A 13,399-nucleotide genomic window follows, 5' to 3' on the forward strand; every position below is an offset into this window, starting at 1 on the left:
CGCTGTTCGAACATGTGTTCGAATCGACGGTGTGCGATGGGACGGACAGAAACTCGAGGCAGAGCCGCAGCAGGCGCTACCGGGGCTACCGGGACTGGTGCGCAGCGTACGAACTCCTGAGTTCGCGGACGTGGTGTTCCACGAGGTCCGCGCCAAATCCGTGCTCAACGGGGTACCGGGTTCGTCGTTGCCGTTCTCGTGGACGGTGAACCCGTATCGCGGCTGCTCACACGCCTGCACCTACTGCCTGGCCGGTGACACGCCGATCCTCATGGGCAACGGTCGCACGAAACCGTTGGCCGAGTTGCGCGAAGGCGACGAGATCTACGGCACCGAACTCGTCGGCAACTACCGGCGCTACAAGCTCACGACGGTGCTCGCCCACTGGGAGACGCGCAAGACCGCGTATCGGTTGACGCTGGAGGACGGCACCACTGTCGTCGCGTCCGGCGACCACCGGTTCCTCACCGACCGCGGCTGGAAGCACGTGACGGGCGACACGGCGGGCGTCGGCCGGCGTCCGCACCTCACGACCGGCAACAAGCTGATGGGCACGGGGGCGTTCGTCGAGCAGCCCTCCGTGACCGACGACTACCGCCGCGGCTACCTGCGCGGCATGGTGGACGACGAGACCGAGTTCCACATCCCCCTGGCCGACATCGAGGCCATGGACCGCACACGGGAGTACCTCGACTACTTCGGTGTGCGAGAAGGGAGGGGATTTCTGCACCAGGTGCGCGAACTAGCGCACTGGCAGATAGCCCCGAACCCCGACTGGCTCAAGGGATTCCTCGCCGGAGCGTTCGACTACCTCGGGACCTGCTCGCGCAGCATCCTGCGGATGTCGACGCGCAACGCCACCGTGCTGGAAGCGATCTGCCTGGCGCTCAAGCACTTCGACTTCGACTTCGCGATCGAGGAGCTGCGCCGCCGGCGTGGTGTGCGGGTCGTGCGGTTGCGTGGAGGGCTGCGGGAGAACCTGCGCTTCTTCCACACCGTCGACCCGTCGATCACCCGCAAGCGCGACATCGACGGCGTGGCGATCAAGTCGAAGCAGCCGCTGGGCGTCGTGTCGGTGGAACCGCTGGGGGAGATGACCCTCTACGACATCTCGACCGGCACCGCGGACTTCATCGCGAACGGGATCGTGTCCCACAACTGCTTCGCCCGCAACACCCACTCCTACCTGGACCTCGACACCGGCAAGGACTTCGACGACCAGCTGATCGTCAAGGTCAACGCGGGGGAGGTGCTGTCGCGCCAGCTGCGGTCCACGCGCTGGAAGCAGGAGCACGTGGCGCTGGGCACGAACACCGATCCGTACCAGCGGGCGGAGGGGCGGTACGCCTTGATGCCAGGGATCATCGAGGCGCTGACCGCCTCCCGCACGCCCTTCTCGATCCTGACGAAGGGCACGCTGCTGGCACGTGATCTGCCGTTGCTGACGGCGGCCGCCGAGGTCGTGCCGGTCGGGATCGCGGTGTCGCTCGCGTTGATGGACCGGGACCTGCACAAGTCGCTGGAGCCCGGCACGCCGACGCCCGCCGCCCGGCTCGACCTGGTGCGCAAGGTGCGTGAGGCAGGCTTGCCGTGCGGGGTGTTCGTGGCACCGGTGTTACCGGAGCTGACGGACTCCACCGAGCAGCTGGACTTCCTGCTGGAGCAGATCGCGGCCGCCGGCGCGACCGGGGTGACCGTGCTGCCGCTGCACCTGCGTCCGGGTGCGAAGGAGTGGTTCGCGGCCTGGCTGCGGCGCGAGCACCCGGACCTGGTCGAGACGTACCGGTACCTGTACGGCAACCGGTCCTATGTGGACAAGCGGTATCGCGCCCGGCTCGCGGCGCGCGTGGTCCCGTTGATCGAGAAGCACGGGCTGGCACCGCGGGGTCGTTCCACCGACGCCGCCACCGGTGTGCCCGGTGACGACGAAGGTGTGTGGCCCGACGGCAGCCTGCCGGTGGGTGTGCCGGCGCCGCGCGTCGATCAGGAACAACTCACACTGCTGTGATCCTCAGTGGGACGCCCTCTTCCCCAGGGTGTCCTTCACTCGGCCCACCCGCCCTGGGCCATCGTCTGGAACTTCCACTCGCCGCCGACCTTCGTGAGCAGGTCGCCGTAGCGCACCGTGATCCCGTTGATCGTGCCGTCCGTGATCACGAAGACCAGGTTGTCGTTGATGAAGTGCGGCGTCCTGGTGGACTCCATCTGCACCTCACCGCCCAGCTGGGCCCCCATCTCCTTCAGGAACGTCTCGCGGTCCCACGACGTGGCCGAACCGTCGGTGACCGTGTTGACCGGGAACAGGGCCATGTCGGCCATCGCCTCGACGTCGCCCTTGACCGCGAGCTCGTCCCATTTCGCAAACCACTGCATGACCTCGTCGTACGCCATACCGTACATTGTACGGAACTTAGCGCCGCCCGACCACCGCCGTGGTGTCCTCGCTGGTCACGAGCTTGGTGTCGAGTCCTGCGGTGGTGAAGGCGGCGAGTGCGGCCGGTGCCTGGCGTTCGCTGGTCTCGCTCATCAGGTGTCCGCCGGGGCGAAGCCAGGTCGCCGCCTGGGCCGCCACGCGGCGCATGACCTCGAGGCCGTCCGCGCCGCCGTCGAGCGCCACCCGTGCCTCGTGGTCGCGGGCTTCTGAAGGCATGAACGGGATGTCGTCGGTCGGCACGTACGGGACGTTGGCGACCACGACGTCGATGGTGCCCTTGAGATGCGTGGGCAGGGCGTCGAACAGGTCGCCTTCGAACACGTTCGTCAGGTTCTTGCGCGCGCACGCCACGGCCACGGGGTCGATGTCGGCGGCGTAGACCGTGGCGTCCGGTAGCCGGTGTTGCAGGACCGCGCCCACCGCGCCGGAGCCGCAACACAGGTCGACGACGGTGGCGGGCTTCAGTTCGGTGGCGAGGTCCACGAGCAGCTCGGTGCGGTGGCGGGGGACGAAGACGCCCCTGGTGACGACGATCCGCCGCCCGCAGAACAGCGCCCAGCCGACGGCGTGCTCCAGCGGCAGGCCGTCGGCCCGTTGCCTGACCAGGTCTTCGAGGTGCTCGGCGTCGCGAGCGGCTTCCTGCAGCAGTGCGGCCTCTTCTTCGGCGAAAACGCAGCCGGCGGCCCGCAGTCGTTCCACGATGCTCATCGCTCGCGGACGCTAGCAGCAACTCTTCCCGGGTCACTTACAAGCAGGCTTGACTGTTTGTTTGTCTGGCGGAACACTCCGGGTGTGGAGACGAGGCAGCGCCAGGCCGACCGCACGCGCGAGACGAAGCGGAAGCTGATGGAGGCGACCGTCGAGTGCCTGGTGGAACGCGGCTGGTCGGGCACGACGACGACCGAGGTGGCCGAGCGGGCAGGGGTGTCGCGCGGCGCGCAGTTGCACCACTTCCGCACGCGCGGTGAGCTGGTCGCGGCGGCCGTGGAGCACGTGGGGGCCGAGAGCGTCGAGGCGCTCAAGCGCCGCGCTCAGGTCGCCGAGAAGAGCACGCACGCCGTGGTGGAGCTGATCGCGGACTTCCACGCCAGCGACCTGTTCACCGCGGCACTCGAACTGTGGGTGGCCGCGCGCACCGACCCGGAGCTGCGCGAGCAGGTGCTGGAGCTGCAGGCACGGCTGGGGCGCGAGGTGTACGGGCTGGCTCTGGAACTGCTCGACGCAGACGACTCGAAGCCGGGTGTGCGGGACGCGGTGCAGGCGACCCTTGATCTTGTGCGCGGGCTGGCGCTCGCCAACCAGCTCGCCGACGACACCAAGCGCCGGGCGCACGTCGTGCGCTACTGGGCGCGGATGCTGGAGGAACAGCTGTGATCACGGAACTGCTGGCCGACCTCGACGCCGAGTCGCGCTCGCTGGACGAGATCGTCGCGGGGGTGGACGACTGGTCGGTGCCCACGCCGGCAGAGGGCTGGACGGTGGCGCACCAGATCGGTCATCTCATGTGGACGGACAAGGCGTCGATCCTCGCCATCACCGACCCCGAGGCGTTCCAGGCGCAGCCGCTGACCGCCGACATCGTCGACCGCACCGCGGCGGAGGCGGCGGTGTCGCCGAACCTGCTGGAGCTGTGGCGGGACAGCAGGAAGTCGTTGCTGGAGCACCTCGCCCAGGCCACCGGGAAGATCCTGTGGTTCGGGCCGCCGATGAGTCCGGCGTCGATGGCGACCGCGCGGATCATGGAGACCTGGGCGCACGGGCAGGACGTCGCGGACGCGTTGGGGGTGGTGCGGGAACCCACCGCGCGCATCAGGCACGTGTGTCACATCGGCGTGCGGACGATGGGGTTCGCCTTCCTGCTCAACGGGTTGGCGGTGCCGACGGACGAGGTGCGCGTCGAGCTGACCGGGCCCGGCGGCGAGTCGTGGACCTGGGGACCGGAGGACGCCGGGAACCGGGTTTCCGGGCCGGCGCTGGACTTCGCGTGGCTGGTGACGCAGCGCCGCAACCGCAAGGAGCTCGCGATCGAGGCCTCGGGCCCGGTGGCGGAGGAGTGGATGCCGATCGCGCAGGCGTTCGCGGGGCCGCCCGGAGGTGGCCGTTGATCAGGATCGGCAACGCGTCCGGGTTCTACGGCGACCGGCTGTCCGCGATGCGCGAGCAGCTGGAAGGTGGCGAGCTCGACGTCCTGACCGGCGACTACCTCGCCGAGCTGACCATGCTCATCCTCGGGCGCGACCGCATGAAGGACTCGTCGCTGGGCTACGCGAAGACGTTCCTGCGGCAGATGGAGGACTGCCTCGCGCTGGCGCTCGACAAGGGCGTCAAGATCGTGGTCAACGCCGGTGGCCTGAACCCCGAAGGCCTGGCGCGCAAGCTCGGCGCCAAGGTCGGGTACGTCACGGGCGACGACCTCAAGGCGCGGTTCCCCGAAGCGTTGACCGCCAACGCCTACCTCGGCGCGTGGGAGATCGCGGAGTGCCTGGACCAGGGCGCGCAGGTCGTGGTCACCGGGCGCGTCACCGACGCGAGCCTCGTGGTCGGGCCCGCCGCGGCGCACTTCGGCTGGGCGCGCGACGACTGGGACCGGCTGGCCGGAGCCACGGTCGCCGGGCACGTGCTGGAGTGCGGGACGCAGGCCACGGGCGGCAACTACTCGTTCTTCACCGAGATCGACGTGACCCGGCCGGGGTTCCCGATCGCGGAGATCGAGGCCGACGGCTCGTGCCTGATCACCAAGCACGACGGCACGGGCGGCGCGGTCACGGTCGACACCGTGACGGCGCAGCTGCTGTACGAGATCGGGGCGCCCGAGTACCTGGGGCCGGACGTCACCACGCACTTCGACACGATCAGGCTCGACGCGCACGAGCGCGGGGTCAGGATCAGCGGCACCAGGGGGAGTCCGCCTCCCGGCACGCTCAAGGTCTGCCTGAACACGCTGGGCGGCTTCCGGAACTCCACGACGTTCGTCCTCACCGGACTCGACGTTCAGCAGAAGGCCGACCTGGTCCGGCGGCAGCTCCACGACGCCATCGGTGAGGACGGACTGACCTGGACGCTGGCGCGGACCGACCAGCACGACGCGGCCACCGAGGAGCAGGCCAGCGCGTTGCTGCACGTCACCATCAAGACGGCGGACCCCAAGCGGGCCAAGGGTTTCAGCCGGGCCGCGATCGAGCTGGCGCTGGCGAGCTATCCCGGGTTCCACGTCACGGCGCCACCCGGCGACGGGACGCCGTTCGGCGTCTACCAGGCGGCTTACGTGAACCGCGACGAGGTCAGTGCCAAGGCGGTGTTGCTGTGAAGAGGCCGCTGGGAACGATCGCCGGTGCACGCAGCGGCGACAAGGGCGGGGACGCGAACCTCGGTGTGTGGGTGCGCAGCGACGAGGCCTTCGAGTGGCTGAACGGCTTCCTCACCACCGAGAAGCTCCAGGAGCTGCTGCCGGAGGCGCGCGAGGTCAGCAGGTACGAGCTGCCGAACCTCAAGGCGCTCAACTTCGTGCTGCACGGCCTCCTCGGTGACGGGGTGGCGAGCAGCACCCGGTTCGACCCGCAGGCCAAGGCGCTGGGCGAATGGCTGCGCAGCAGGGAAGTAGAGATCCCGGAGGAGCTCCTGTGATCACGAAGGACCTGTACGAGCGGAAAGAACTGCGGCAACTGGTCCGCGACTTCACCCGCAGGGAGATCGCGCCGCACCTCGACCAGTGGGAACGCGACGGCGAAGTTCCTCGTGAGCTGCACGAGAAGGCCGCGGAACTCGACCTGCTCGGCATCGGGTTCGAGCACGGCGACCTGCTCGACTCGGTCGCGCTGACCGAGGAGATCATCCAGAACGGCGGCTCGTCGGGCGTGATGGCGGCGCTGTTCACGCTCGGCATCGCGATCCCGCACATCTGGCAGAGCGGCAACGACGACCTGGTCGAGAGGTTCGCGAAGCCCGCGATCCGCGGCGAGAAGATCGGCAGCCTCGCGGTCACCGAACCCGGCGCCGGCTCCGACGTCGCGGCGATCAGGACCAAGGCGGTCAGGGACGGCGACCACTACGTCGTCACCGGCGAGAAGACGTTCATCACCTCCGGCTGCCGGGCCGACTTCGTCACGACCGCGGTGCGGACCGGCGGCGAGGGCTACCAGGGCATCTCGCTGCTCGTGATCGAGGACGGGTTCACGCGCCGCAAGCTCGACAAGATGGGCTGGCACTGCAGCGACACCGCCGAACTGCACTTCGACGGCGTGCGCGTGCCGGTGAAGAACCTGGTGGGCGAGGAGAACCAGGGCTTCGCGCAGATCATGCGGCAGTTCCAGGTCGAACGCGTGACGATGGCGGTCGAGGCGTACGCGACGGCGCAACGGGCGCTGGACCTGACCGTCGAGTGGGTCCGCAACCGCGAGACGTTCGGCAAGCCGCTGATCAAGAACCAGGTGGTGCGGCACAAGCTCGCGCACATGGCGCAGAAGATCGACCTGGCACGGACGTACACGCGCGAGGTCGCGGCGAGGATCGACCGAGGCGAGGACTGCGTCACGGAGGTCTGCTTCGCGAAGAACGCCGCCGTCGACGCCTGCTCCGAGGTGGTCGACGAAGCGGTGCAGCTGCACGGAGGCATGGGTTACATGCGGGAGTCCGAAGTGGAGCGTCACTACCGGGACGCCCGCATCCTCGGCATCGGGGGCGGGGCGAGTGAAGTGATGACCGAGCTCGCGGCACGACGATTGGGGTTCGCCTGATGGGCAACAGGGAGGCGCTGCTCGCGAAGATCGCGGGACTGGACGCCGAGCACGCCAAAGCGCTCGCGGGCGGTGGGCCGAAGTACGTCGAGCGGCACCACAAGCGCGGCAAGCTCCTCGCCCGCGAACGGGTCGAGCTGCTCGTCGACGAGGACAGCCCGTTCCTGGAGCTGTCCCCGCTCGCCGCGTGGGGCACCGACTTCCCGGTCGGCGCGTCGGTCGTCACCGGCATCGGGCGCATCGAGGGCGTCGAGTGCGTGATCGTCGCGAACGACCCGACCGTGCGCGGCGGTTCGTCGAACCCGTACACGCTGCGCAAGTCACTGCGGGCCAACGACATCGCGCTGCAGAACCGGCTGCCGCTGGTCAGCCTCGTCGAGTCGGGCGGAGCGGACCTGCCGACGCAGAGCGAGATCTTCATCCCCGGCGGCAGGGCGTTCCGCGACCTGACCCGGTTGAGCGCGGCCGGCATCCCGACGATCACGGCGGTGTTCGGCAACGCGACGGCCGGCGGTGCGTACGTGCCCGGCATGTCCGACTACGTGATCATGATCAAGGACCGCTCCAAGGTGTTCCTGGGCGGTCCGCCGCTGGTCAAGATGGCGACCGGGGAGGACTCCGACGACGAGTCGCTGGGCGGCGCGACCATGCACGGCGCCACGTCCGGGCTCGCGGACTTCGTGGCGGAGGACGAGACCGACGCGATCCGGCTGGCGCGCAGGGTCGTCGCCCGGCTGAACTGGCGCAAGCAGGGTCCTGAGCCGGCACCGGTGGAAGAGCCGCTGTTCGACGCCGAGAGCATCCTCGACCTCGTCTCCGAGGACCAGCGGGTGCCGTTCGACCCGCGCGACGTCATCGCACGGCTCGTCGACGGGTCGAACTTCGACGAGTTCAAGCCGTTGTACGGCAACAGCCTCGTCACCGGCTGGGCCCGCATCCACGGCTACCCGGTCGGCATCCTCGCCAACGCGCGCGGCGTGCTGTTCAGCGAGGAGTCGCAGAAGGCCACGCAGTTCATCCAGCTCGCGAACCAGAGCGACACCCCCTTGGTGTTCCTGCAGAACACCACCGGCTACATGGTCGGCGCCCAATACGAGCAAGGCGGCATCGTCAAGCACGGCTCGATGATGATCAACGCCGTCTCCAACAGTCGGGTCCCGCACCTGACGATCACGATGGGCGCCTCGTACGGCGCCGGCAACTACGGCATGTGCGGCAGGGCGTACGACCCGAGGTTCCTGTTCACCTGGCCCAACGCCAAGTCGGCCGTGATGGGCCCTGCTCAGCTCGCCGGTGTGCTCTCGATCGTCGGACGGCAGGCCGCGATGGCCAAGGGGCAGGAGTACAACGAGGAGCACGACGCCGCCATGCGCAAGATGGTGGAGGCGCAGATCGAGGAGCAGTCGCTCGCGCCGTTCCTGTCCGGGAAGCTCTACGACGACGGCGTGATCGACCCGCGCGACACCAGGACCGTGCTCGCCCTCTGCCTCTCCGCTGTCCACAGCGGACCGATCAAGGGCGCCGACGGCTTCGGCGTCTTCCGGATGTGAGCCCGAAGATGAGCGCAGTGATCAAGACCCTCCTGATCGCCAACCGCGGCGAGATCGCCCGCCGGATCATCCGCACCTGCCAGGCAGGCGGGATCCGCACGGTCGCGGTGTTCTCCGACCCGGACGCCGAGTCGCCGCACGTCCGCGAGGCCGACTTCGCGGTGAGGTTGCCCGGCGCGTCACCGACCGAGACCTACCTGCGGGCCGACCTGCTGGTCGAGGCCGCGGTCAAGGCGGGCGCGGACGCCGTCCACCCCGGCTACGGGTTCTTGAGTGAGAACGCCGATTTCGCGCGGAAGGTGCAGGCCGCGGGCCTGACCTGGGTCGGCCCGGAACCGGACTCGATCGAGGCGATGGGCTCCAAGGTCGCCGCGAAGAAGCGGATGGCGGCCGCGGGTGTGCCGACGTTGCCGGAACTGGACCCGGAGACCGTCACCGAGTTCCCGGTGCTGATCAAGGCGTCGGCCGGCGGTGGTGGCCGCGGCATGCGGATCGTGCGGGAGAAGGCCGAGTTCGCCGACGCGCTGGCGAGCGCACGGCGTGAGGCCGAGTCGGCGTTCGCTGACCCCACGGTGTTCTGCGAGCCGTTGCTGGAGCACGCGCGGCACGTCGAGGTGCAGATCCTCGCCGACGCGCACGGCACGGTCTGGGCGCTCGGCGAACGCGAGTGCTCGATCCAGCGCCGGCACCAGAAGATCGTCGAGGAGTCGCCCAGTCCGGCCGTGAGCGACGACGTGCGCCGGCGCTTGTTCGCCGCGGCGACGGCGGCAGCCGAGTCGATCGGGTACGTCGGCGCGGGCACCGTCGAGTTCATGCTGAAGGGCGAGGACTTCCACTTCCTGGAGGTCAACACCCGGCTGCAGGTCGAGCACCCCGTCACGGAGCTCGTCCACGGCGTCGACCTGGTCGACTGGCAGCTGCGGATCGCCGAAGGTGCCGAGTTGCCGGTGGACGTGCCGCAACCGCGGGGTCACGCCATCGAGATCCGCCTCTACGCCGAGGACCCGGCGAACGACTGGCGCCCGGCGAGCGGCACGCTGCACCGGTTCCACGTGCCCGGCGACGTCCGGCTCGACAGCGGAGTCGAGGACGGCTCCGTGGTCTCGGTGCACTACGACCCGATGCTGGCCAAGGTGATCGCGTACGCGCCGACGCGCCGTGCCGCCGCCCGCAAGCTCGCGACGGCGTTGCAGAGCGCTCAGATCCACGGCCTGGTCACGAACCGCGCACTGCTCGTGGACGTCCTCGGCAGCGAGGCGTTCCTCGACGGCGACACGCACACCGGGTTCCTGACCGAGCACGACTTCACCCGGACCGTTGACCCGCAACCGTTTGCGCTCGCGGCGGCGCTGGCGAGCGCGGCCGGCCGGAAGATCGGGCACCTGCCGCTCGGCTGGCGCAACGTGCGGTCGCAGCAGCCGAAGGCCAGGTTCCTGTTCGGCGAGGAGCCGGTCGAGGTCGAGTACGACCCGAAGCAGGCGACTCCCGGTGTGGTCACGCTGGACCTGGACGGCGTGCGCGTTCCGTTCCACGTCGCGAGGTACGGCGATCTGGTCGAGGTCGACTCGCCGCGCGGCTCGGTGACGCTGAAGGTCGTGCCGCGCTTCCCCGAACCGGAGACGAAGCTCGCGCCGGGCGCGACCGTCGCCCCGATGCCCGGAACCGTGGTCAGGGTGTCGGTCCAGCAGGGCGACGTGGTCGAGGCCGGCGCCGAGCTCCTGGTGCTGGAGGCCATGAAGATGGAACACCGCGTGCTCGCGACCAGCGCGGGCACCGTCACCGAACTCCTCGTCTCGCAGGCACAGCAGGTCAATGCCGGAGATGTCCTGGCCGTAGTGGAGGAACTGTGAGCTTCGTCGAGTCCGAAGAGCGGATCGCACTGCGCAAGGCCGTCGCCGAGTTCGGTGCCCAGTACGGCCACGACTACTTCATCGCCAAGTCCCGGGCGGGGGAGAAGACCACCGAACTGTGGGAGGAGGCCGGCAAGCTCGGCTACCTCGGCGTGGCCGTGCCCGAGGAGTACGGCGGCGGTGGCGGCGGCATCGGCGACCTCGCGGCGGTGTGCGAGGAGCTGGCGGCAGCCGGATGTCCGTTGCTGCTCATGGTGGTCTCGCCCGCGATCTGCGCCACGGTGATCGCGCGGTTCGGCACCGAGGAGCAGAAGTCGAAGTGGCTGCCCGGTTTCGCGGACGGCACGCTGAAGATGGCTTTCGCGATCACCGAGCCGGACGCGGGTTCCAACTCGCACAAGCTGAAGACGCACGTCCGGCGCGACGGTGACGACTGGGTCCTCAAGGGCACCAAGACCTACATCTCCGGCGTCGACGAGGTCGACGCCGTGCTCGTGGTCGCGATCCAGGCGACCGGGCCGGTGCTCGTGGTCGTGCCGACGAACTCCGAAGGCTTCACCCACCACCAGATCGAGATGGACCTGGTGGCGCCGGAGAAGCAGTTCACCCTGTTCTTCGACGACGTCAGGCTGCCGTCCGACGCCGTCGTGGGCTCGCCGGACCAGGGCCTGCTGCAGGTCTTCGCCGGTCTCAACCCCGAACGGATCATGGGCGCGAGCATGGCGACGGGCTCGGCCCGCCTCGCGATCGCCAAGGCCGTCTCCTACGCGCGGCAGCGTCAGGTGTGGGACAGCCCGATCGGCGCGCACCAGGGCCTCTCGCACCCGCTGGCGAAGATCCACATCGAGATCGAGCTGGCCAGGCTGATGACGCAGAAGGCGGCCGCGCTCTACGACTCCGGCCGCGACAAGGAGTCCGGTGAGGCCGCGAACATGGCCAAGTACGCGGCGGGCGAAGCCATCGCGGCCGCGGTCGACCAGGCCATCCAGACCCACGGCGGCAACGGGCTGAGCTCCGAGTTCGGGCTGGCGTCGATGCTCGGCATGTCCCGGCTGTCGCGCATCGCGCCCGTTTCGCGGGAGATGGTGCTCAACTTCGTCGCGCAAAACTCGCTGAAGTTGCCGCGCTCGTACTGACACACTGCGGGACATGGGGACTTTCACGAACGCGGACGGGCTCGGCCTCGCCTACCACGGTGAGGCCGGGGACCCGCTGATCTGCCTGCCCGGCGGGCCGATGCAGGACTCGTCGTACCTGGGCGGGCTGCCGCTGGACGACGTGATCAGGCTGGACCTGCGCGGCACGGGCGAGTCGGAGAAAGCCGGCTCCTACCGCGTCGATCGTCAGGTCCACGACGTGGAAGCGCTCCGCCGGCACCTCGGTCTCGACCGGGTCAGGCTGTTCGGGCACTCGGCGGGAGGCACCCTCGCGATCCTCTACGCCCTCCGGTTCCCGCAGCGCGTCGAGGAACTCGTCCTCGTCGCGCCCAGCCCGCGCGTGGCCGGCGTCGACGTCACCGACGAGGACCGCCGGGAGGTGGCCCTGCGGCGCGCCGATGAGCCCTGGTACGCCGAGGCGGTCAAGGGGTTCGAGGAGATCTGGGCGGGCAACGTGACGCCCGAGGCGTTCGCGAGGATCAGCCCGTTCTTCCACGGTCGCTGGGACGACGCCGCGCGTGCGGTGGAAGAGCACCCGCGCCATCCCGAGGCCGCCATGGAGTACTACGCCGACGGCGCGTTCGACGTGCGGACTGTGCGCGAGAAGCTCGCGAACCTCGACGTGCCAACACTTCTGCTGACCGGTGAGCTGGACGTGTCACTGCCGCCGAACCGCGCGCGGGAGTACGCCGGCCTGTTCCCGCGCGCGACGCTGGTGGTGCAGCCCGGTGCCGGTCACTTCCCCTGGGTGGAGGACCCCGAGGCGTTCGCGTCGACCGTCCAGCGCATTCCGTAGAGGCCGGGACCGAAGTCGAGGGCGGCGGCGTGCGCGTACCCGCCTTCGTCCACGGGCGCGGGACGGGCGCCGGCGAACATTTCCGTTCCGGCCGGGCCGGACGAGAATTGCTCGCAGGAGGCGGGCGGGGACTCGGCCGCGAATTTGATCTCCAGCACGTAGTCGTGCACGCGCTCTCCGAACCGCCGGAAATGCGTGTGCTCGACGGTCGGACGTGGATAGATCAATTCGTACTCGATCGCGATCGAGTCGCCGGAGGAGATCGGTTCGTCGAACAACATCTCCGCGACGAGCACGCCGTTCGTGCGTTCCCTGGCGATCCGGCCGACCCGGCAGGAACGGACCGCCGTGACCGCGGGCTGCGCGGAACCCGTTTCCTGGCACAGGATCCAGCGGTCCACATTGGCGGTGCTGGCCTGCATGACCTGCCGTGACCGGATGCCGAGCACCCCGCCGCACGGCGCGACGTCGACCCGGTCGTGCTGGGCGGTCAGCACCAACCCGGAACCGTCCCACGCGGCCCGTGCCGCCTGCTCCCGCCTGCGGGAACGGCCACGCGGCCGCGGCGGCCCCAGCAGGCGGCTCAGTGCGGCCGCCGGCAGCCCGAGGACGTCCTCCAGGTGCGCCAGCGCCATCAGCGACTCCGGCCGCTCGGGTCTGCGCCGGCCCGACTGCCAGTAGCTCAGCGCCGTCACGCTGATCGGCGCGCCCCGCACCTTCAGGCGGTGCTGCAGCCGTTCCAGACTGAGTCCCCGCACCTGGATCGCGACCCGCAACGCGTCCGCGAACGGACCCGTCACGAGAAGGTCGGCGAGCTCCTCGCGCGGTGGGTAAATCGTGAGCATCCACTCCTCCGTTTCACGGAGTCAAGCTCGGAAG

11 protein-coding genes and 1 pseudogene are annotated in these 13,399 nt (G+C 69.5%); 9 read left to right on the forward strand and 3 right to left on the reverse strand.

All coding sequences use genetic code 11. The features are described from left to right. The first annotated feature begins 31 nt into the window (after positions 1-31). Complete coding sequence (locus tag DFR72_RS40570) at positions 32-2,008, forward strand: intein-containing Rv2578c family radical SAM protein (protein WP_090072477.1); 1,977 nt, start codon at positions 32-34, stop codon at positions 2,006-2,008. Between the two features lie 35 nt (positions 2,009-2,043). On the opposite strand, the gene DFR72_RS40575 is transcribed toward DFR72_RS40570, so the two are convergent. Next, the gene (locus DFR72_RS40575; RefSeq protein ID WP_245983864.1) at positions 2,044-2,391 is read right to left on the reverse strand and encodes a nuclear transport factor 2 family protein; all 348 of its coding nucleotides are present in this window, start codon (positions 2,389-2,391) and stop codon (positions 2,044-2,046) included. A gap of 19 nt (positions 2,392-2,410) precedes the next feature. After that, entirely contained in the window at positions 2,411-3,142 is a 732-nt protein-coding gene (locus tag DFR72_RS40580; RefSeq protein ID WP_090072481.1) for a putative protein N(5)-glutamine methyltransferase, read from the reverse strand. Between the two features lie 138 nt (positions 3,143-3,280). Here DFR72_RS40580 and DFR72_RS40585 point away from each other — a divergent pair, with 138 nt between their 5' ends. From DFR72_RS40585 to DFR72_RS40620, 8 genes and pseudogenes are all read left to right on the forward strand, one after another. After that, positions 3,281-3,808: a TetR/AcrR family transcriptional regulator gene (locus tag DFR72_RS40585; RefSeq protein ID WP_090072706.1), complete on the forward strand. Its 528-nt coding sequence runs from the start codon at positions 3,281-3,283 to the stop codon at positions 3,806-3,808. Continuing rightward, positions 3,805-4,539: a TIGR03084 family metal-binding protein gene (locus DFR72_RS40590; protein ID WP_090072483.1), complete on the forward strand. Its 735-nt coding sequence runs from the start codon at positions 3,805-3,807 to the stop codon at positions 4,537-4,539. The genes DFR72_RS40585 and DFR72_RS40590 overlap by 4 nt, the downstream gene beginning before the upstream one ends. Before the next feature lie 47 nt (positions 4,540-4,586). Further along, positions 4,587-6,058: pseudogene (locus DFR72_RS40595) on the forward strand (acyclic terpene utilization AtuA family protein). Beyond that, complete coding sequence (locus DFR72_RS40600; protein ID WP_245983865.1) at positions 6,055-7,167, forward strand: acyl-CoA dehydrogenase family protein; 1,113 nt, start codon at positions 6,055-6,057, stop codon at positions 7,165-7,167. Before DFR72_RS40595 ends, DFR72_RS40600 begins: the two are co-directional and overlap by 4 nt. Continuing rightward, positions 7,167-8,717, forward strand: a complete 1,551-nt coding sequence (locus tag DFR72_RS40605; protein WP_090072487.1) for an acyl-CoA carboxylase subunit beta — start codon at positions 7,167-7,169, stop codon at positions 8,715-8,717. Before DFR72_RS40600 ends, DFR72_RS40605 begins: the two co-directional genes overlap by 1 nt. 17 nt (positions 8,718-8,734) lie before the next feature. Then, complete coding sequence (locus DFR72_RS40610) at positions 8,735-10,567, forward strand: ATP-binding protein (RefSeq protein ID WP_090072489.1); 1,833 nt, start codon at positions 8,735-8,737, stop codon at positions 10,565-10,567. After that, positions 10,564-11,703, forward strand: a complete 1,140-nt coding sequence (locus tag DFR72_RS40615; protein ID WP_090072491.1) for an acyl-CoA dehydrogenase family protein — start codon at positions 10,564-10,566, stop codon at positions 11,701-11,703. The genes DFR72_RS40610 and DFR72_RS40615 overlap by 4 nt, the downstream gene beginning before the upstream one ends. A gap of 13 nt (positions 11,704-11,716) precedes the next feature. Then, on the forward strand, positions 11,717-12,520 hold the full coding sequence (locus DFR72_RS40620) for an alpha/beta fold hydrolase (protein ID WP_090072493.1): 804 nt from the start codon (positions 11,717-11,719) through the stop codon (positions 12,518-12,520). On the opposite strand, the gene DFR72_RS40625 is transcribed toward DFR72_RS40620, so the two are convergent. Next, positions 12,460-13,365, reverse strand: coding sequence for a helix-turn-helix domain-containing protein (locus DFR72_RS40625; RefSeq protein WP_090072494.1), 906 nt, complete (start codon positions 13,363-13,365; stop codon positions 12,460-12,462). The genes DFR72_RS40620 and DFR72_RS40625 overlap by 61 nt on opposite strands. Between the last annotated feature and the right edge of the window lie 34 nt (positions 13,366-13,399).

The organism is Lentzea flaviverrucosa (assembly GCF_003350445.1).
In the GTDB taxonomy this organism is placed as follows: domain Bacteria; phylum Actinomycetota; class Actinomycetes; order Mycobacteriales; family Pseudonocardiaceae; genus Lentzea; species Lentzea californiensis.